Source organism: Thiothrix lacustris DSM 21227, assembly GCF_000621325.1.
Lineage (GTDB): Bacteria > Pseudomonadota > Gammaproteobacteria > Thiotrichales > Thiotrichaceae > Thiothrix > Thiothrix lacustris.
The window spans coordinates 232,100-253,189 of sequence record NZ_JHYQ01000002.1 but is presented as its reverse complement, the minus strand read 5'-3'; the positions used below and the strand labels follow the sequence as shown (position 1 = coordinate 253,189).

The window sequence follows — 21,090 nt, the reverse complement described above, 5'->3', positions numbered from 1 at the left end:
TACAAGAGATTTTTTGAGGGTTGGCGCGTTTCAATCCACTTCCAGTTAATAATGTAAGAATAATAGAAGGAAGACATTTAAAGTACCATAAAAATCAACAAGTTAAAAATCCGCGAACCCCCCCGCTTTTTCGGCATAGCTAAGGGTTCGCGTAGCTTATTCTTACTGCCCCAGTATAGCAAAATTCCGGCGAAAAGTCCGTAACAAACTGATCCATAAACACAAAATTACTTAAAGAATCAACGGCGCTTCAAAGTCAGTCGCCCGGAACTTACCGTACTCTTTCACATTCCGGCTCAGCGGCTCGGTCAAGCGGTAGATGCGCAGATTGTCTTCCGTCAGGCTGATTTCCTTCAACAAAGCATCCTGCAAGATTTCCAGCGTAGCCGCATCCACCTGACACTCAAACACCGACTTTTGCACCCGCTGCCCATAGTTTTGGCATACCTTCGCCACCCGCCTTAAACGCCTGCGCCCAGCCGCCTCCAGCGTCGAAACATCATAACTCACCAATACCAACATACACTTCTCCAATCCACGCAATAGCCCCTCGCCCCTTGAGGGAGAGGGGTTGGGGTGAGGGGTTCTTTTCTTCACTCATTTGTTAAAGAACGGGATATATGCCTCTACATCCCCGCGTAAATAACGCGCCAACATCCGCGCTTGCAGCAACGGCAACAAACCAATTTCCACCTGCGTTTCCAGCACCGGATGCTGCAAGGTTTCCTTTTTACGCTCCTGATACGCCACGATCACGGTTTTGCGCCCGGTATCGTTCAACATCACCGCACCACCGGGGCGAAAATCGAAATCCTTCTGGCGCAACTGCCCGCGATTGATCAGCGTCAACGCCAGCCGATCACCCAACACCGCGCGAAATTCTTCCAGCAAATCCAACGCCAACGCAGGCCGACCGGGGCGCACCACATGGAAAAACCCCAGTTGCGGATCAAGCCCCACCGTTTCCAGCGCACTGCGGCAATCATTCAACAACAGCGCGTACAAGAACGAAATCAACGCATTCACCGCATCCTTCGGCGGGCGACGACTACGCCCCTTGTACTCAAATTCCTCACGCATCTGCGGCTTGATCATGGTATTGAACTGCTCGAAATACACCCGCGCCGCATCCCCTTCCAGTCCCAACACCGACGCCGCCGATTCCGCATGAGCCAGATTACGCAAGTTGATCCCCAGCGACTTAGCCGCCCGCACCAATTGCGCCTTGGCCTCCTCATCCTTACTGTCCCGCGCACTACGCAACAACACATTGCGGCTATTGCGCAACTTGCCCGCGATGAACGCCTTGCTGATTTCCAGCGCAATGTCCACCTTATCAGCAGCACGGAATTGCGCCTGCCGCAGCAAGATATTGCCATTCACAGGGCCTTCCACCCGCGCCTGAAACCGCCCGTGTTCATTCAGCCACACGATGCTGCGCCCGTCTTCCATGTTCCGCGCCATCAATGCCGGACTCATGCTAACCCGCCCCAGGCACACAATCGCGCCCAAATGATGCAGCGGAACCTGACCTTTTTTGGTCTGATCCACCATCACCACCAGCGTTTCGCCTTCCAGCCGCAAGTATGCGCCCTCAGTGGACACGTACAACGTATTGAGTAATTGTTTCACACATCCCCACCGTCATCGGTTTCAAACAAAGTAGCGTGCAAGCGGCGGATACGCGCCCGATTGCCTGCAATATCCGGCTGGCAACTGTCCTGCAACGAACATTCCTTGCACAAAGCACGCTCATCCACGGGCGGCGGCATTTTCCCCGACTCCAGCAACGCCCGCACCTTGGCAATCAGGTCGATGGTGACTTCACGCAATTCTGGCGTGATCGGCACAGCGCGGCGGCGACGGCTTTTATGGTGGAAAATCGCCCCTTCCGGCACAGCCATGCCCGTCATTTCCTCCAGACACAAGGCTTGCCCCACCAATTGCACATCATCATGGGCTTTTTTCTGGCGCTTGCCCTGCTTGTACTCGACCGGGTAGGGCGTGCCATCTTCGAGAAACTCCACCGCATCCGCCCGCCCCGTCAGCCCGTAGCGCTCGCTGTACAAGGGCAACGAACGCTCCACCCGCACACCATATTCCGTGCCACTTTCACCGCTATCCACCCGTTCGTGCGCCAAATGTCCGCGCACCGTATGCACGTTGTCGTCAAAGGTCTGCTCCTGATGAATCAGGGCACACTGGCGCGGGCAATAACTGTAGTGTTGCAGCGCCGAAAGCATGATGGGGGTGAGTTCAGCCATTAAACATTACCCCACCAATGTCAGCAGTTCCACACCGTTGGGCAAGTTGCCTGCGTCCACCGTGACGGTGTAATCACTGAAGTGACGTGGCACCGCGTGCTTATCTTTCAACTCAGCCTTGATACGCTCAAACAGGCTAAAGGCTTGGGCGTTACCCAACTTACTGTCATGCTTGAACACATACAAACCACGGGTAGACATTTCACCACGGGCAGCAGAACGGTCATGTTCAAACATATTGCCCAATGCCTGCCACAGCAGTTCCAGATCGCCGTCAGAGAAGCCTGTTTGATCGGCCAAATGCGCGGAAATGAAGCCGTGGGCAACGTACAAACCATAAGGCACGGTGAACTTGCGCCCCATTGTGCGGTTGTCACCATCCTGCTTTTCCGCTTCTTTTTCGGTTGCTACCGCCATCCGGGTAATCGAATGTTCGCTGGCAATCACCGGATCAACCGAACGGGCGAATGTCATTTGCACCGGGCCACGCACCTGACCACAGTTCACCCCAGTGGACATAACCGCACCGAACGTCCTCACATCGTAGAAGTTGTGACACATCCACTGACGCGCTTCTTCCACCTTGTCGCCGCCTTTACGTTTCTTGTCATCGCTAGCCAATATTTCTGCACCGCCGGGAATGGCTTGATAAGCGCGTTCGTGCTGCTTATTCAGAATCGCTTTTTCCTTGACGTAGATTTCATACGGCGGCTGTTCTTCCTTCAGCAGTCCGATGAAATTGCGGACTTTGCGTTTCAGGCTGACATCGGTCACCAAACCTTGCCCGGTTTCGGCATCAACACGCGGCAGATTGCCTGCATCCGGGTCGCCATTGGGGTTGCCGTCTTTCACATCAAACAGCAGTACGAAGTCATAACGGTTTTGCAGGCTCATGCGGAATCTCCTTGGTTGGAATCTTTGGTTTCACGTTTTTTGAAAAAATCTTGGCGCTGGTGGTAGTAACCAATCGCAAAGCGGCCTTGATCCGCCAAGGGTAAATGAGCTGGAAAATCGACAATTCCGCCCAAAATCTCACCCAGCAGTTTTTCAAAGTTGCTCACCCGACCTTTGTTATCCAGCTTGCTCAGGTGATGGTTTTTCAGTTTCAACAGCGTGGAAAACACAGTGACCGGTGTGGCAGAAGCTGCCCCGTAATAACGGTCACGAATAGTGGCATTGATACCGGGTTGCGCTTCTTCCTGGATTTTTTCCAGCACGGCAAACAGGCGTCCTAAACGGTAGCCCGTATTGGCATTTTCAAGATCAAGTGACACGGCAAGATTCTCCGTTGGATTGAGTCGGTTCAAATAGGCTTTGAGCAAAGCCGCCCGTGGGTAAGTAACTTCCTGCTCCGCACGGATACGCCGCACGGCTGAAGCCAATAGTGTTTGTGGGTAAGGCAAGCCTTCCAGAATGCAGCGAATCACGTCACCCGCTAGATTCGGCGGAACATTCTCGGTTTTGCCCAGCAACGCGGTTGAACGTAGCAACAACCACAGCGGCAGAAATTCCGCCTCATGCTCACGGCGATCAATCGCCAAATAGTCGAAATGATCAACAATCCGCTGGCTGACTTCGCGTACCGTTCCCACATGCCAGAAACGGATGCTGATACGCGCTGCATTAGGTGCAAGCCCCAGAATGAAAAAGCGGGTTTCTTCACCCAAAGCCGGGTTACGCCCGTATTCCTGCACTGATTTATACAGGGCTTTTACGGCATTGGTATTGCGGTCGGGATCATCTTTTTTACTGTCTGCCGCACCCCATAGAGCCGTGAAATCATCTTCCAGCGGGTGTTCTTTCTCTGCCCAAAATACAGTGGAAGAATCCCCAACCTGCATCCGCTGCGTGGAGTCTTTACTCAGTAAGTGATTCAAAGCCGTGGTATAGGCAAAAGCCGCTTCTTTGCTGACGGGTGCATTGAAACTCTGACTTTTGCCATAAGAGGTGAAGGCATCGAGGTTAAAGGAAATGATGTTTGCCCCAGAGCTTTGCGCTCCCCAGACGCCCTTGATAGATGGATGAAGACGTTCAATTTCAGCCTGTTCACCCGTCAATAAACAAGTGGCTTTGGCATTATCGTCACTGGCGGCATTCATCAAGGCAACTTGCACTTTGCGGCTTTGACAGACCAAGTGTGATTGCCCCTGTAAACGGAATGTCAGGTTGGGGTTGCTGGCGGTAATCTCTTCCCATTGCGGTTGCTGCTGTAATGTTTCGGTATCAAGATTTTCCAGAAAGGCCAGTACTGCCGCGATGCCTGTGTCCTGTTCAGTAATAGCCAATTGGCGGACGCGCTCGGCAAAAGCGGCTTGTTGTTCTTTCACCCGCTCTGGCTTGCCTTTAGTATCAATACCCAGCACGTATTCGGCGTTGTCCCACAACAGATTGGCGGCAACACCGGAGGTTTTCTTCACCCCTTGTGGCACACGTTCGGACTTTGCCCGCTTCTTTTTGCCATCACCTGTACGGGTATCTTCAATCTGTGCCAACCTGCCATCGGCAGTGATTTCTAGAATGAAGGGGATTTCCTTGTACTCAAATCCGGCGGGGGCTAAAGCAGAATCTGCACTGGCTGATTTGCGTTGGTAGTAGTCGTAGAGGGCTTGCAGGATCATCCGCGTATCTCCTCGCTATCCCATGCCGGAACGTGAATAACGCCGTCTTGCATGTTGGCCTGAAAGAAGCGCGGCATCGGGTTGGTGGTATCGGCAAAATCCATGTCATACAACATCCAACCCAGTTCCCGCGTTTCGGGCAACGGTTGTGCTGGCGCGGTATCCGCTTCAACCAAACGGAAATCACAGGAGAATTCGCGAGTGCCCAGATAAGGCTGGTTGAAACATTGCCCTTTGCTGGCGCGGCGTTTGAACATCTCAGCAAACTTGACCGGATTGTTTTCCGGGTTGTTGTTCAGCATTTCAAACTCAGCGTGCAGCCGATAACGCACATCCCGCAAGAACAAACCAGCACGTTGCTGGCGGTCTTCTTCCACGTACATGCCAAGATTGCCTTTGCCCTGCTTCATCGCAGATTTGACTGCCCCCGCAGGTACAACCCCGGACACTTCATTGCGGCGCAAATTGATCCAGCGAATCGGTTTCAACACCTCAATCCGGCGGATATGCCAGCGAATCGCAGGCTTCCAGAAAATCGCCTCAAACACGGCGCGGGCAGCAGAAGGCGTGATGACATCGTAAGACACCCGCTCCACCTTCATTTCCGGTCGGGTGAAGCAGGCAAAATCACCTGAGACTTCCAGACAAAACGTTTGCATAGTGGCTTTACCTCATAGGTATAAGGATTCGGCAGACAGCGATACGCCATCGACCAATAATCCAAGTTTCTGGTCATACAGGCCGGGCGTAATCTGCTCGTAAACCCCCGGCAGATTGGCAAGCTCGCGAATGTCGCCCGCCTGCACCAAACGCTTTTTCACTTGTTCACGCACGGTCACGGTGTAGCGTTGCAGCTTGCGCATCAGGTTACGTTTCGGCCCAATGAATTTCAGTTGTTCAATCAGCTTTGCGCCAGCACCGTATGTCACCAACACCGCAGATCCGTCATCATCAATCAGCCTGAAACGCTGGGCAGCGGTGCGAAACTGGATTTTCAACTCACGCGCATTCTGGGACAGCAAATCGACAATGCCATGTTTGTCCCGTGACTCCGCCCGTGCATAGAAATGCTCAAAGTAGGTCTGAAAGTGCGAATGGTGTAACGGCGATGCGGTGAAAGTCGGCAGCAAGGAACGGCTCACGGTGACAGACCGCCCCAGATGCCCTGGCAACTTGGCATTGAGTGGCGGCACAAACACCACCACGCGCCCTTGTTCTGCCAGCTTGCCTTCACGGTTACAACGTCCGGCAGCTTGTGCAATCGAATCCAGCCCCGCCAATGCCCGATAAACCACCGGGAAATCCACATCAACCCCGGCTTCGATCAACTGTGTACTGACTACCCGCACGGGTTCGCCGTCTTGCAAGCGTTGGCGAATGTCTTTCAGCTTCTCGGAACGGTGTTCCCCGCACAGATTGGTGGTCAGGTAATAGGTATCGGCAGGCAATAAACGACAGAGTTCCGCCGCCTGCTGTTTGGTGTTGACAATGACCAGCACGGAATCGCGTTCGGCGATTTCCTCTGCCAAATCTTCCCACGAACGTTCGCTAACCAAGTCAGCGGGTAACTCGACTGCTACCCGCTCCAGTGCCACGAACAAGGCAGCGGGATCAGGCATGATTTCGCTGATTTGCTCAGCATCAAACCCTTGCACCACCGCTTTGCCAAACGGGTCGTGATAGGTGTGCAGCGCGGGCTGGGTAGCCGTGGAGAGCACAAACGTTACACCGTAATGTTCCACCAAAGCCTTCATCACGCCCAGAATCGGGTTCAGGAATTCGGGTGGCAACAATTGTGCTTCATCCAGTACGATCACGCTGTTCGCCAAGTTATGCAGCTTGCGGCAACGGCTGGTGCGGCTGGCAAACAGCGATTCAAACAGTTGCACATTGGTGGTGACAATAATCGGCGCGTCCCAGTTTTCTGCTGCCAAACGGCTTTGAGCATTCTCTCTATCGGGGTCGAGATTGCTGTGATGTTCCACCACACAGTTGCCGAAAATGTTGCGGTAAATATTGGCGGTTTGCTCAATGATGCTGGTGTAGGGAATGGCGTAAATGACGCGCTGCTTACCATGCTGGATGGCATGTTCCAACGCAAACGCCATACCGGATAAGGTTTTGCCGCCACCCGTGGGCACGGTCAGGGAGAAAATGCCCGGTGGTTTTGGCGCTGCGCCCCGGCAATCACGCAGGATTTGTGTCCGCAAACGGTTGACCGGGGTATCGGCTGCTTTGGCTGCAAAGCTTGCCATGTGCTGGTTGAAACGGGTCAGCAGACTGGCTATTTCGGGGTATTGCCCACGCTGGTCGAACTTGTCTTCCTGCATAAACCGTTCGGTATCCAGAAAGTCCGCGTCCACGAGGCAGGAAAACAGCATCCGTATCCACAAAGCAGCGTTATCAATGCCACCCACAGGCGGAGAGGTGGGTATTTTGGTTTGCAGAATATCGGCTGGAACGGGGACTTGCAGGGCTTTGTCGAGATGGATACTGTCTTGTAGGATTTCTTCCAGCGAACGTCCATCAGCGTCATCTTTCACCCAGTCGGGTAAGCCGGAGTGATGGCCTGCAATCAAGTAGGCCAGAATTCTGCCCAGTGCGGGATGTTTCTGTATGGCGTATAACGCACCCGCAGCGGAGTGATTGACTTTGCCGGGGGCATGGTCAGTTTCGATATGTGCATTGGCGGCTACGTAGCCGGTTTTGTCGCTGATGTAGCGTTGAAATTCAGGATTGTATTTGCCGAGATCGTGCCAGATTCCGGCGACATGCGCCCAGTCGGTACTGTTGAATGTATTGGCATATTGTGTTGCCAGTGCTGCAACATCGCGTAAATGATCATCCAGCCAATGCTCAATGGCTTGACCTTGTTCATCAAAACGCACATGTGCTATCGGGCGTGAATCACCCATATTGCTAGCCCTTCCCCAAAATAATTACCTACTATTGGCTTACTATTTATCACAATAGCAAATCCAATTAATCGCCCCAAGAACTAGATTATTATTCAGATCAACAAACCTTACAACAAAAATTAACCAACACTTAACCCATCACCAAAAATCCATGCCCCCTTCCCCATCAGCGTATACACTCACCCGAAAAATACAGGAATCCATCATGCCAACCACACCCGCCATCCAACCGCGCAAGCCGCTTCGCGCTCTCCTCATGTCGGCCATCTTGCCGGGGTTTGGGCAACTTTATAACGGCGAACCACACAAGGCGCTATGGTTACTGCTGATCTTTGCCTTCTTAACCATTCCCGCTATCGCGATAGTGGCGCTGTACCTGCCGGTTAGCTGGACGTTACCTGCCTTACTCAGCGGCTTATTGGTGCTGATTGCGCTATGGTTTTACGGTGTCAGCGATGCCTTCCGTAGCGCGCGCCGCCAACAGGCTTACGTCCCCAAAAGCTGGCAGAACGCCGGAACTTACCTGCTGATGCTGTTGATGTGCAGCATCACCTTCCCCTTGCTCACTGCACAAATTCGCCAACAATTGGTCGAAGCCATGCTTGTGCCTTCGTCCAGCATGGAGCCAAATGTCATGAAATATGACCTGATATTTGCGGATAAACGTTACAACCGGGTGGGGGCAAAACAGGCGCTGGCGCGAGGTGATATTGCGATATTCGTCTACCCCAACGAGCGCAGCACTTACTACATCAAGCGCGTGATCGGTTTGCCGGGGGATCAAATCAGCATCAAGGGGGCAGAAGTTTCGATCAATGGCAAACCGTTGCTCTTACGCACCACCCCGCTTGCCAACGGCTTGCTGGTAACAGAAACCGACAGCAAAACCCGTTGGCAGGTTTTCTGGAACAACAGCAAGCTGCAATTGCCGCAAACTAAATTGCGCGTCCCGCCGGGGCAGGTGTTTATGATGGGAGATAATCGAACGGATAGTAATGATTCGCGCTTTTTCGGCACGGTTCCCTTGCAGGATGTGGTCGGAAAAGCGCGACAAGTCTGGTTTTCCGCCCAAGGCAACCGCGTGCGCTGGGAACGGATAGGCAAGCTGTTACATTAAAACGGCATGACAGATTTGAACATTTTCATGAAAGGGCTAACCGTCGCCGCTGCCTCACCCATCGGAGCCGCCGCTTGCGCCAGTGTGCCGACGTTCTGGTTCATCTGCGCCATATTGCCACTCATGGAAGCTACATTGTTATTCATGTAATACATAGACTGGTTCATGGCTTGGGTATTTTGTGACATCGCCTGAGTATCAACCGCCATCGCGCCCATGTGACCGTTCATGGTATTGATATTACCCGACATGGCAATCATGGAACTCTGCATACTGCTCATGATGACCATCATGTAACCGCCCGCAGCGCCCGCCACCAATAGCACCGGCAACAACCAACGCCGTTTTTTGGTTTTTACCGCCGCCAGGCTTTGCTGTACTTGCTGTAGTGCTTGGATTTTGTCTTCGAGTTGTTGTTCGCGTGCGTTGAATTCCTGATGCAAGCGCTTGAAAGCCTGCTCCAGCCGTTCGCTGACACCATCCACCGGAAGCACTTCAGGCGTAGCTCGCCAAGGCATCAATCGCCCTAGCAAACTCAAACTGGAAGGTGTTTTTACCCGCGCAGCAGCACGGATACGTTTAGGATTGAGCTTGAGCACCATGTCATGGCGTTTCACGATCCGCAGCGATTTGCCCGTACCGTCGACCGAGGCAGACCTCACCTCAGGGATAGCATTGCCGAACAGGTCGAGACCGACATTAACTTGGTGCGCTTGCTGGTTCTTGGTATAGGTATGTTTCATGCCAGCGAGTATATAAGTGCTTCCTGATACACACAAGTGACAGGGCGGGCAAATTTAGCCCACCCTGTACCAGTAACCGGCGCAGCTTTTAATCCAGCAAGTAAGACACCACGCCATCCGCCAGTTTGGGTTCAAACCACGTTGATTTAGGCGGCATCACATCATTGTTATCCGCCACCGACATCAGGTCTTGCATACTGGTGGCATACAGCGAGAAAGCCACCGCCATTTCACCGCTATTGACGCGCTTTTCCAGCCCCGTCAAACCACGGATACCGCCCACGAAGTCAATACGATCATCGCGGCGCGGGTCACTGATACCCAACACAGGTTCGATCAGGTAACGCGCCAGACGGCTGACATCCAGACGCGCTACCGGATCATCATTTGGCATGAGTTCAGGGTTCAGGGTCAGCTTGAACCATTGCCCGTCCATATACATCCCAAACGTACCCGGCTCAGCAGGCTTGACGGGCGTGGCGGAAGGTTCCAGCGTGAAATGCTCTTCGACGGCCGCAAGGAACTGCGAAGGTTCCATACCGTGCAAATCCTTGATCACACGGTTGTAGTCAAAGATTTTCATCTGATGCGCCGGGAAAATGACCGACAGGAAGAAATCCCACGGCGCAACACCCGCACTCCCCTGTTGCTCATGGCGCATTTTCGCAATACGTGAAGCCGCAGCAGAGCGGTGATGCCCATCCGCGATATACAGCGCGTGCATCGCATTAAACGCGGCGGTCAATTGCGCAATGCTCTCGGCATTATCAATCACCCACAGGGTATGCTGAATGCCATCATCCGCCGTCACATCCAACGCCGGTTCACCTTGTGCCGCAGCCGCTAAAATCGCATCCACTGCCGGTGCATCCGGGTAAGCCAACAACACAGGCCCCGTTTGCGCATTCACCGCATCAATCTGACGCACCCGATCATCTTCCTTCACCGGGCGGGTAAACTCATGCTTGCGAATACGGTTGGTATCATAATCAGCCACCGACGCGCCTGCCACCAAACCCGTTTGTGAATGCCCATCCATAATCAAGCGGTAAGCGTAGTAACACGGCTGCTCATCGCGCACCAGCAACCCCGCTTCGCGGATACGCGCCAGATTTTCCGCTGCCTTGGCGTATACTTCCGCGCTATAAGGGTCAGTCTTTTCCGGCAGATCAATTTCCGGCTTGGAAATATGCAAAAAACTCCACGGCTTGCCATCAGCCCGCTCCCGCGCTTCGGCAGAATTCAGGACATCATACGGCGGCGCAATCACATCGCTAGCTCGATCCGGTGCAGGGCGCAGCCCTTTGAATGGCGAAATCAGATTCATGCTGGAAACCTTCCCACAAAACTAAAAAACGGCTGTAGTATAAACACTGAATGGCGACTGATGGAACATCTCGACATTACCATCGCTCTAAATACGCTGGATATTCTAAAGTATCTAATGCATCATCACGCCTAACTATTGTCTGAGCTGACCAGCCGACAATGAAACAGAAAACAGGTTTTTCATGAAATCGCATAACAATCTCAAATCCGTGCTGTCCACCAGTGTTCTTGCTTGCTCACTGTGGCTGCTAACTTCTTCTGCGGGCTTACACGCTGAAGATGCTACACGCATCAACTTACAAGACACTGAAATTCGTCAGTTAATTGACATTGTGGCCAAGTCGACCGGGAAAAACTTTATCGTAGACCAACAGGTTCGCGGCAAAGTCACCTTCATTTCTGGGCGCGGCCTAGATAAGGATGGCTTATATGAAGCTTTCCTCTCCGTCTTGCAAGTACATGGTTACGAAGCCGTGCAATCTGGCAATCTCATTAAGATTGTCCCCGCTGGCAAAGCGCGGGGTAACGTTGCACCCTTGGTGGCTGATGCACGCGAAAGCGACTCGGATGAAACCATTACCCAAGTCGTCAATCTGGCTTACATCCCAGTTAATACCGCAATCCAGACCCTCATGCCATTAAGTGGTCAGGGCGAGACTAGCATCCTGCCTAATCAAGCCAGCAACTCCTTAGTCATCAAAGGCAAAGCACAAAACGTGGAACGTCTATTGGACGTCATCACTAATATCGACAAGCCCAACAACGAAGATTTCGAGCTGGTTCCACTGGATTATGCCGTTGCCTCCCAAGTCGCAGCCACCTTGCAAAGCCTGATGTCAGGCGGTGCTGCCGCAGCAGGCGGTGTAGCCATACCCAGCAGCGGTAAAGTCTCAGCGGATGAACGCACCAATAGCGTACTGATTTCTGGTGATAAATCCACTCGCGAACGCATGAAAAGCGCCATTGTCAAGCTGGATGTAAAACGCGCTATCGAAGGTGATACCCGAGTCATCCAGCTACGTTACGCCAAAGCAGAAGATGTCGTGAATGTCCTCAATGGTGTTGCCCCCAATCTGCAACGCTACGGCTCAGATGGTGACAAAAATACCGGCTCAGCAACAGGTGCTGGTGGCACACCCGATAGTGGCGCACAAAGCAGCAGTACAAGCTCAGATGTTAAGGTACTGGCAGACAAAAGCAGCAACTCCATCATTATCAGTGGCCCACCAACCCTTCAGAAAAACATGATTGATGTCATCAACCAACTGGATCGCCGTCGCGCCCAAGTCATGGTAGAGGCCGTCATTGCTGAAGTGTCCACCGACCTATCTAATCAAATTGGTGCAACCCTACTGGCTAATGGTGCAAACGATGGCAGCGGCCCTGTCGGATACAGTAACTTTGGCGGGCTGAGCACACTAGCAGGCTTGTATGGCAGCGTTGCTGCTGGCTCCATCCCCAGCATTCCCAATGGCCTGTTGCTGGGTGGCGGTACCAATAGTTTCGGTGCCATTGTCGAAGCGCTTAAAGGCGATGCCGCCACCAATATCCTATCTACGCCAACCTTGGTAACAATGGATAACGAAGAAGCCGAAATCACGGTCGGTCAAGAAGTACCCTTTATAACAGGCACATCCACCAGCGCCGCGAATGACACCACCAACCCATTCACAACCATTGAGCGCAAAGATGTTGGTCTAACATTCAAAATCACCCCACAAATTAATCGAGGTCAAACAGTCAATCTAAAAATTGACCAGGAAACCTCCAGTGTTGCCTCTAGCAGTGCGGGTGCTTCCGACCTGATTACCAACAAACGCCGCATCACCACCAACGTCATGGTAGAAGATGGGCAAATTCTGGTACTTGGTGGACTGATCGAAGACAACTACCGTGATTCTGAAAACAAAGTACCTTTTTTGGGTGACATTCCTGTCATTGGTGGCGCCTTCCGCAACAATACCACCAACAAAACCAAGAACAACCTCATGGTATTCATCCACCCTGTCATCATGCCAGATGGACAATCAGCAGATGCCTACACCCGCATGAAATACGAAACCATGCAACAGCAACAACAACGCAGCAAGGTCTTACAACGCAACCGTTTAGATGGTGGTGCATCCACCTTGCCACCTGACATGAATCAAGTCATTCGTGGCACAGCTGACAACCTGCATAACACCCCATTGCCCCCAGTAAAAACGCAGCCCGTACAGAAAACAGCAACCAGTAAGTGCCATAAATCAGACCCTTTCTGTAATGGGGCGCTATGAGTAACAAGGATATTGCTCTCCTAGAAGAGCCCATAGCAGCACCGCTAAATTTGCCGTACAGCTTTGCCAAGCGTCACGGGATCTTGTTGCAAAACAGTAGTGCTCAGCCACAGCAAGTCTTGTGTCGCACCGGGGTCACCCCTTTGGCACTCGCTGAAGTACAGCGTGTGAGTAGTGCTGAGTTACACTTTCAGTCAGTGGATAATGAAACCTTTGATCGCCTACTGGCTGCGCATTATGACCGCAGTCAGGTAGGTGCATCCATGATGCAGGACATCGGTGACGATGCCGATCTACAAGACATTGCTGGCTCACTTCCCGAGCCAGAAGACCTACTGGAATCGGAAGATGACGCCCCCATTATCCGCCTGATCAATGCACTTTTGACCCAAGCAGTAAAAGAAGGCGCATCCGACATTCACATCGAAACCTTTGAAACGCGCATGTCGGTGCGGATGAGGGTCGATGGCATCCTACGCGAAATCATTGAGCCACCACGCAAACTTGCGCCGGTGATCATTTCACGTATCAAGGTCATGGCTAGGCTGGATATTGCCGAAAAACGCCTGCCGCAAGATGGACGTATTTCCCTACGGGTAGCCGGGCGCGGCGTTGATGTCCGGGTATCCACGCTGCCATCAGGTCACACCGAACGGGTGGTATTGCGTTTGCTAGACAAACAAGCTGGGCGCTTGAACCTGTCACATTTGGGCATGGATCCGAGAATTTACGATCGCCTACAACTGTTAATCGAAAAGCCGCACGGTATTATCCTAGTCACCGGCCCGACAGGTTCGGGAAAAACCACCACACTGTACGCTGGCCTCACCCATTTGAATGACCAGCGCCGCAATATCCTCACTGTGGAAGACCCGATCGAATACTACATCGACGGCATTGGGCAAACCCAAGTCAACGCCAAAGTTGACATGACCTTTGCACGTGGTTTACGTGCCATTTTGCGCCAAGACCCAGACGTGGTGATGGTCGGCGAAATCCGTGACCTTGAAACCGCTGAAATCGCAGTACAAGCCAGTTTAACCGGACACTTAGTCTTTTCTACCCTGCATACCAACACGGCTGTCGGTGCGGTCACCCGCTTGCAAGACATGGGTGTAGAGCCTTACCTACTGGCCTCCAGCTTACTGGGCGTTATTGCACAACGGCTAGTGCGCATACTCTGCCCGGAATGCAAGCAGCCTGCCACCGCGGATGACGGTGAGATGAGCATTCTACGAGCAGACAAACATTCACCCCCGCCCATTCTCTACAAACCCGTGGGCTGCCCCAGCTGTAACCATCGAGGCTTTGTCGGGCGACTCGGCATTTACGAACTAGTGGCACTGGATGACGGTTTACGTCAAATGATTCACGACCATAAAAGCGAAATGCAACTGGAAACCTACGCCCGCCAACACAGCCCCAGCATCCGCGAAGACGGTATCCGCCTAGTGCTAGAAGGCCGCACTTCACTCGATGAAGTACTGCGCGTCACCCGTGAGGATGCCTGACCGTGCCAGCGTTTGAATACATTGCCCTCAATGCCGCCGGTAAAGAAGAGCGCGGCATCATGGAAGCCGACACCCCTCGTCAAGTACGGCAACTGTTACGCAACGGCGACCTCATCCCGCTGGAAGTCAACGAAGTCGCCCAGAAGCAACAAAAATCCGAAAATCGAGCGCTGTTCGGCGGCGGACGCTTAAACCCTGCTGACCTTGCCCTGATGACCCGCCAGTTGGCAACCTTGGTACGCGCTGGCTCACCGATTGAAGAAGCCTTGGGCGCGATAGTCCGTCAAACTGAACGTAACTCTTCACGCCGCATTTTCTCCGCGATCCGCTCACGAGTCATGGAAGGTCACACCTTGGCAGGTTCGCTGGGACAATTCCCCAGTGCCTTTCCCGTGCTCTATCGCGCCACAGTGGGTGCTGGCGAACAATCCGGCCACTTGTCTGAAGTGCTAGAAAGGCTCGCGGATTACACCGAAAACCGCCAACATAACCAACAAAAAGTTACCGCCGCGCTCATTTACCCAATGGTTCTATTACTGGTGGCCATTGGCGTCGTCTCTGCCTTGTTGCGGTTCGTCGTCCCCAAAGTGGTGGAAGCCTTTGCTACGCTCGACATCAAACTCCCTTTACTGACGCGAATGCTAATCTCAGCCAGTGAGTTTCTACAAAATCATGGCCTAACATTACTGATAAGTATCATTTTGTTGATTGGCGGAATTGTATGGCTACTGCAACGCCCGCTTTGGAAAAAACGTTACCACCGCCTATTACTGCGCTTGCCACTCATCGGGCGCATCACACGCGGCATTAATACCGAAAACTTTACCCGCACGTTTAGCATTCTCAGTGGCAGTGGTGTCACTGTCTTGGATGCCATGAAAATTTCTTCGGAAGTTGTCATCAATATCCCCATGCGAGAATCTGTGCTCGAAGCTGCCGAAAAAGTTCGCGAAGGTATGCCCATCCACAAAGCACTGGAACGCTCCGGCTATTTCCCCCCGATGATGGTCTACCTCATTGCCAGTGGCGAAGGCAGCGGCAAACTGGATGAAATGCTGGAACGTGCCGCCATCCAGCAAGAACGTGAAGTTCAAGCCAAAATTTCCACTATGCTCAGCCTGCTCGAACCCGGTTTAATTCTGGTAATGGGCGGCATTGTTACCCTGATTGTCCTTTCTATCATGCTCCCGGTTATGGGCGGTATGTCGCAAATCATGCACTAAATCCCATTATTTTTCCTGATTAAGCACTTCGTCAGCTAAATAGCGTCGGTCGTAAGCCCTGACGTTGAGGCTGTCTCACGCCCGTCGCATAGTATCGCCAAGCAATAAAAATTATTGTAACCCAATATTAAAAATAATGACCCGTAAGAGCCCCCCCCCTTACGTAAGGTCTTTGTGGAGCGCACACTATGTCAGATAACAGCCTCGCTTTCCGTTTGACAACAGATACTTTTTCTCTAGATGGAAGCAATCAACGCACTAAAGAGCAAGTCAACACACCCAATTTATTGTATGTTTATACACCAGAAAGTGATGTCACATCGATTAAGGATGTACTTAACCGCAATCAAATTCCACATGTCATCAACCATTACAATATCCGTGATTATCGGGATAAAACGCTATGCTTCTGCAAAATCTCCGATTTAAATGACCAACAACTTAATTTTTTGGTAAATGCGGCCAGCGCTGGTGCACGTGTTGAAGCCCTACTCGATCACATGGGCAAACGCCTTAACTTTGTCGAAACTGAGTTACTACATGCTGATTATTTACTAGAAAAAAACCAACGACAGCCATTAACAGTCAATACATGGCAGAAACGTCTGCTGGATGTCGGTGTGTCGCTGCTACTGCTAACCCTGTCCTTGCCTATCTGGTTGCTCACGGCACTTGCCATCAAACTGGAATCACCGGGACCAGTCTTTTTTCAGCAACGCCGCACGGGTCTGTTCAATCAAGAGTTCAGTATTTTCAAATTCCGCTCCATGTGTGTAGATGCTGAAAAAGATGGAGCGCGTTGGGCATCCAAAAATGACAGCCGCATTACACGGGTAGGTAATTTCATCCGCAAAACCCGCATTGATGAATTGCCACAACTGCTCAATGTACTCAGAGGTGAAATGTCCATCGTTGGCCCACGCCCAGAACGCGAAGTGTTTATCCACGACCTAGAAAAACAGATTCCGTTCTACCGTTTCCGCCACACGGTCAAGCCGGGGGTAACCGGCCTGGCACAAGTACGCTATACCTATGGCGCTTCTGTGGAAGACGCCATGCATAAGCACCGCCACGACATTTACTACATCAAGCACCAGAATTTCTGGATGGATGTACGGATTCTGCTCGATACCGTGCGCATCGTGCTGACGGGTCAAGGGGTCTGATGTATCATCGGGAGCTTTTCCCCAACAAGGATTGCCCCGTATGGATACCCCCATCCGCATGACCGAATACAGCCACGGCTCCGGTTGTGGCTGCAAAATTTCCCCCGCTGTCCTCGATGTCATCCTGCACAGCCAACTGCCACCGGATGTGTGCGATGCCCTGTTAGTCGGCAACAGTTCCCGCGATGATGCCGCCGTTTACGATCTGGGCAATGGCACGGCGGTCATCAGCACCACCGATTTTTTCATGCCGATCGTCGATGACCCGTTCACCTTCGGGCAGATTGCGGCCACCAATGCCATCAGCGATGTGTACGCCATGGGCGGCAAACCCATCATGGCGATTGCGATTTTCGGCTGGCCTCTCGACAAACTGCCGCCAGAAATCGGGCGTGAAGTAGTCGAAGGCGGGCGTAAAGCCTGTCAGGATGCCGGTATTCCACTCGCAGGCGGACACAGCATCGACGCCCCAGAACCCATTTTCGGGCTGGCTGTCACCGGCATTGTCCAAACCCGTCACCTCAAACAAAACAGCACTGCCACCGCTGATTGTAAGCTGTACCTCACCAAACCCCTTGGTATCGGTATTCTCACCACCGCGCAAAAGCGTAAAGTCTTGTTGCCGGAACACACTAACCTTGCCATCGACACCATGTGCCGCATGAATACCATCGGGGCGCAATTCGGTGAAATGGCCAGCGTCACCGCCCTGACCGACGTAACCGGCTTTGGCCTCGGTGGGCATTTACGCGAAATGTGCGAAGGCAGCCACTTGCAAGCCGTGATCCAATTCGCGCAAGTGCCTGTATTGCCACACATCCCGCAATATCTGGAACTGAATTGCTCACCCGGCGGCGCACAACGCAATTTCGACAGTTACGGCGATGCGCTGGGCGACATGACAGAACGCCAGCGGCAAATCATCTGTGACCCGCAAACCAGCGGCGGCTTGCTGGTGGCGGTTGACCCAGCGGGTGAAGCCGATTTCCTGATGATCTGCCGCGATGCCGGGCTGGATTTACAAGCCATTGGCTACCTGCGCGAACCGGTGGCAGATGCCGCCCTGATTACGGTGGAATAAGCCATGTCACTATTGGATGCTGGTAAAGATTTACCCATCGTCGAAGATTTGCTGGCACTGTTCCTTCAAGACGTGCCCATGCTGGATGTGCGTGCACCCATAGAATTCAACGAGGGTGCATTTCCGGGCAGTATCAACCTACCATTAATGGATGATGCTGACCGGGTGGCCATTGGCACACGCTACAAACAGCAAGGGCAAGATGCTGCTATCGAGTTAGGTTTGCAACGCGTGAGTGGCGATATCAAAGCCGCCCGCGTGAATGCTTGGGAAAACTTTGTACGCCAGCATCCCGAAGGCGTGCTGTACTGCTTCCGAGGTGGTTTGCGGTCGCGCACTTCGCAGCAATGGCTGTATGAGCAAACCGGTATTCGTTACCCACGCGTGCACGGTGGCTACAAAGCCATGCGGCGTTTTTTGCTTGAACAACTAGCCATGTTAGCTAGTGCTATCCAACCCATCATCTTGAGTGGACGCACTGGTTCTGGCAAAACCCGCTTCTTGCACGCCTTTCAGCAACAGATTGATTTGGAAGCACTGGCAAACCATCGAGGTTCTGCTTTCGGCAACCAACCAACACCTCAACCACCTCAGATTGGTTTCGAAAATAGCCTAACCATTCAATTGTTACGCCAATTTCATCAGGGACAGCACACGCTACTGTTTGAAGATGAGAGTCGAAGCATCGGTTCTGTGCATATTCCTGAAGTATTGTTCCAAGCACTCAGTCAAGCACCGTTAGTACTGATGCAAGTGGCGGATGAAGAGCGAGTAGAAATCAGCTATCAGGAATACGTCGTGGATAATATCGCGGCATTCACGGCAGTAAATGGTGGTGATACAGAAGCGGGTTTTGCTGCCTTCAGTGCTTATTTACTTGGCAGTTTAGCCAAGGTACAACGCCGTTTAGGCGGGGTACGCTACCAACAGGCACAAGGTATGATGGAGCGAGCGCTGCGGCAACAAATCCTTGATGGTTCTACCACAGCACATTATGACTGGGTACGTTTCATCCTACTGGATTACTACGACCCGATGTATGACTATCAGATCAGTAAAAAGCAGGAGCGGCTAGTGTTCACAGGAACACCAGCCGAAGTGCGTGCTTACTTGGCAAGCCAAAACATTAGGTAATCACATCGGCTGCTTCACGCCCGGTAAAGGACTCAATCTTGGCGATTTTCTGCACAACAGCTAGCAGGTCGCCAAGGGCTTTCTGCACATCTTCATCATGCTTACTTGTATCCGCCTCGTATTTTTCGAGGTATACCCGTAATGTTGCGCCTTGTGTCCCTGTCCCGGATAGGCGGAAAATAATCCGTGAACCGTCGGTAAACAGGATGCGAATACCTTGATTTTGGCTCACAGAAGCATCAACCGGATCGGTATAGGTGAAATTATCCGCAGCACTCACGGTCAAACTACCAAATGACCGACCGACCAACGTAGGCAACTGTGCCTGCAAGGCATCCACCAACGCATTAGCATCCTTCAAATCAATGGATTCGTAATCGTGGCGTGAATAGTAATTGCGCCCGTATTCTGCCCAGTGGCTACGCACGATGTTTTCTACCGAGTCCTGCTTTTCTGCCAGCAGGTTCAACCAGAACAACACAGCCCATAATCCGTCTTTTTCGCGCACATGATCGGAACCCGTGCCAAAACTCTCTTCGCCGCACAGGGTAATCTTGCCCGCATCCAGCAAGTTGCCGAAAAACTTCCAGCCGGTGGGTGTTTCAAAGCAAGGGATACCGAGTTTCGCCGCAACCCGATCAGGTGCCTGACTGGTCGGCATAGAACGTGCTATCCCAGCAATGCCGTTACGGTAGCCGGGAATCAGCCGCGCATTCGCCGCCAAAACCGCCAAACTGTCACTAGGGGTGACAAAGAAACGCTTGCCCAGAATCATATTGCGGTCGCCATCCCCATCGGAGGCTGCACCGAAATCAATGTCGGAATTTCGCGCATACAGCAGCGCCATTAACTCATGGGCGTGCGTTTGATTTGGGTCAGGATGCCCACCGCCAAAGTCTGCCAGCGGTTCACCTTGAATCACTGTGCCGATCGGTGCGCCCAAGCGTTCTTCCAAAATACGATGCCCGTAAGGCCCCGTCACTGCGTGCATCGCATCAAAACGCATCTTGAAATGGTCGGATGTCAGCAAGGCGGAAATCTTATCAAAATCGAACAGCGTTTCCATCAACGCAAGGTAGGCGCTGACCGAATCAATCACCTCCACCTGCATTCCCGACAATGAGTACACACCCAACTTGTCGACCGGAATCGGCTGAATCGGCACAATACGGTATTCATGAAGCTGTTTCGAGGCGGCAAACATGGCTTCAGTCATGCTCTCCGGCGCAGGGCCACCGTTAGCACCGTTAAATTTGATGCCGAAATCGCCTTCCGGCCCCCCCGCATTATGGCTGGCAGAGAGGATAATCCCGCCGAGCGCTTGATACTGACGTATTAGGTTAGAAGCCGCTGGCGTAGACAAGATACCGCCCTGCCCCACGATCACCCGCCCGAAACCTGCCGCAGCTGCCATGCGCAAAATAATCTGGATAGCTTCACGGTTAAAGTAACGCCCGTCGCCCCCCAAAATCAGCGTACTACCCGGCACATTTTCCAGTGTATTGAAAATGGCTTGTACAAAGTTTTGCAGGTAATCAGGCTTTTTGAATTGTTTGACGCTTTTACGCAAACCGGAAGTGCCCGGTTTCTGGTCGTTGAAGGGTGTTGTCTTGATGATCTGGATAGTCATGGTGGTACGCTTACCCGTTGGTTTTTGTTAGGATCAAGGTTATTTCTGCACAGCATGGCAGCCGCACACATTACCAACCC

At 52.4% G+C, this 21,090-nt stretch carries 17 protein-coding genes; 7 read left to right on the top strand and 10 right to left on the bottom strand.

Features of this window, described 5'->3' with window-relative positions; translation table 11 throughout:
• Nucleotides 1–231 precede the first annotated feature (231 nt).
• From cas2 to Q394_RS0102670, 7 genes are all read right to left on the bottom strand, one after another.
• Nucleotides 232–522, bottom strand: coding sequence for a CRISPR-associated endonuclease Cas2 (cas2, locus tag Q394_RS0102700; RefSeq protein ID WP_028487919.1), 291 nt, complete (start codon nt 520–522; stop codon nt 232–234).
• 75 nt (nt 523–597) lie between these two features.
• Nucleotides 598–1,632, bottom strand: coding sequence for a type I-C CRISPR-associated endonuclease Cas1c (gene cas1c, locus Q394_RS0102695; protein WP_028487918.1), 1,035 nt, complete (start codon nt 1,630–1,632; stop codon nt 598–600).
• Nucleotides 1,629–2,264: a CRISPR-associated protein Cas4 gene (cas4, locus tag Q394_RS0102690; protein ID WP_028487917.1), complete on the bottom strand. Its 636-nt coding sequence runs from the start codon at nt 2,262–2,264 to the stop codon at nt 1,629–1,631. The genes cas1c and cas4 overlap by 4 nt, the downstream gene beginning before the upstream one ends.
• Nucleotides 2,265–2,270: 6 nt before the next feature.
• On the bottom strand, nt 2,271–3,158 hold the full coding sequence (gene cas7c / locus Q394_RS0102685; protein WP_028487916.1) for a type I-C CRISPR-associated protein Cas7/Csd2: 888 nt from the start codon (nt 3,156–3,158) through the stop codon (nt 2,271–2,273).
• Nucleotides 3,155–4,882: a type I-C CRISPR-associated protein Cas8c/Csd1 gene (gene cas8c / locus Q394_RS0102680; RefSeq protein WP_028487915.1), complete on the bottom strand. Its 1,728-nt coding sequence runs from the start codon at nt 4,880–4,882 to the stop codon at nt 3,155–3,157. Before cas8c ends, cas7c begins: the two co-directional genes overlap by 4 nt.
• Nucleotides 4,879–5,541, bottom strand: coding sequence for a type I-C CRISPR-associated protein Cas5c (gene cas5c / locus Q394_RS0102675; protein WP_028487914.1), 663 nt, complete (start codon nt 5,539–5,541; stop codon nt 4,879–4,881). Before cas5c ends, cas8c begins: the two co-directional genes overlap by 4 nt.
• A 12-nt stretch (nt 5,542–5,553) precedes the next feature.
• A complete protein-coding gene (locus Q394_RS0102670; RefSeq protein WP_028487913.1) occupies nt 5,554–7,797 on the bottom strand; it encodes a CRISPR-associated helicase/endonuclease Cas3 in 2,244 nt (747 codons plus the stop codon).
• A gap of 208 nt (nt 7,798–8,005) precedes the next feature.
• On the opposite strand from Q394_RS0102670, the gene lepB reads away from it, so the two are divergent.
• Nucleotides 8,006–8,917 carry a signal peptidase I gene (gene lepB, locus Q394_RS0102665; protein WP_028487912.1) on the top strand — a complete coding sequence of 304 codons (912 nt, stop codon included), beginning with the start codon at nt 8,006–8,008 and terminating at the stop codon, nt 8,915–8,917.
• On the opposite strand, the gene Q394_RS0102660 is transcribed toward lepB, so the two are convergent.
• Nucleotides 8,914–9,660: an OmpH family outer membrane protein gene (locus Q394_RS0102660; protein ID WP_028487911.1), complete on the bottom strand. Its 747-nt coding sequence runs from the start codon at nt 9,658–9,660 to the stop codon at nt 8,914–8,916. The two genes, lepB and Q394_RS0102660, sit on opposite strands and share 4 nt — an antisense overlap.
• Nucleotides 9,661–9,748: 88 nt before the next feature.
• Nucleotides 9,749–10,987, bottom strand: a complete 1,239-nt coding sequence (locus tag Q394_RS0102655; protein ID WP_028487910.1) for a DUF1015 domain-containing protein — start codon at nt 10,985–10,987, stop codon at nt 9,749–9,751.
• A 184-nt stretch (nt 10,988–11,171) separates the two neighbouring features.
• Here Q394_RS0102655 and gspD point away from each other — a divergent pair, with 184 nt between their 5' ends.
• From gspD to mnmH, 6 genes are all read left to right on the top strand, one after another.
• Nucleotides 11,172–13,265, top strand: coding sequence for a type II secretion system secretin GspD (gene gspD, locus Q394_RS18875; protein ID WP_051542654.1), 2,094 nt, complete (start codon nt 11,172–11,174; stop codon nt 13,263–13,265).
• Nucleotides 13,262–14,776 carry a type II secretion system ATPase GspE gene (gspE, locus tag Q394_RS0102645; RefSeq protein WP_028487909.1) on the top strand — a complete coding sequence of 505 codons (1,515 nt, stop codon included), beginning with the start codon at nt 13,262–13,264 and terminating at the stop codon, nt 14,774–14,776. The genes gspD and gspE overlap by 4 nt, the downstream gene beginning before the upstream one ends.
• Nucleotides 14,777–14,778: 2 nt before the next feature.
• Nucleotides 14,779–15,999: a type II secretion system inner membrane protein GspF gene (gene gspF / locus Q394_RS0102640; protein WP_028487908.1), complete on the top strand. Its 1,221-nt coding sequence runs from the start codon at nt 14,779–14,781 to the stop codon at nt 15,997–15,999.
• A 188-nt stretch (nt 16,000–16,187) separates the two neighbouring features.
• Complete coding sequence (locus tag Q394_RS0102635) at nt 16,188–17,165, top strand: exopolysaccharide biosynthesis polyprenyl glycosylphosphotransferase (RefSeq protein WP_028487907.1); 978 nt, start codon at nt 16,188–16,190, stop codon at nt 17,163–17,165.
• Between the two features lie 40 nt (nt 17,166–17,205).
• Complete coding sequence (selD, locus tag Q394_RS0102630) at nt 17,206–18,246, top strand: selenide, water dikinase SelD (protein ID WP_028487906.1); 1,041 nt, start codon at nt 17,206–17,208, stop codon at nt 18,244–18,246.
• Between the two features lie 3 nt (nt 18,247–18,249).
• Nucleotides 18,250–19,380 (top strand): tRNA 2-selenouridine(34) synthase MnmH, encoded by a 1,131-nt coding sequence (gene mnmH / locus Q394_RS0102625; RefSeq protein WP_051542653.1) that lies wholly within the window; start codon nt 18,250–18,252, stop codon nt 19,378–19,380.
• Here mnmH and Q394_RS0102620 read toward each other — a convergent pair.
• Nucleotides 19,373–21,010 carry an alpha-D-glucose phosphate-specific phosphoglucomutase gene (locus tag Q394_RS0102620; protein WP_028487904.1) on the bottom strand — a complete coding sequence of 546 codons (1,638 nt, stop codon included), beginning with the start codon at nt 21,008–21,010 and terminating at the stop codon, nt 19,373–19,375. The two genes, mnmH and Q394_RS0102620, sit on opposite strands and share 8 nt — an antisense overlap.
• Nucleotides 21,011–21,090: the final 80 nt, after the last annotated feature.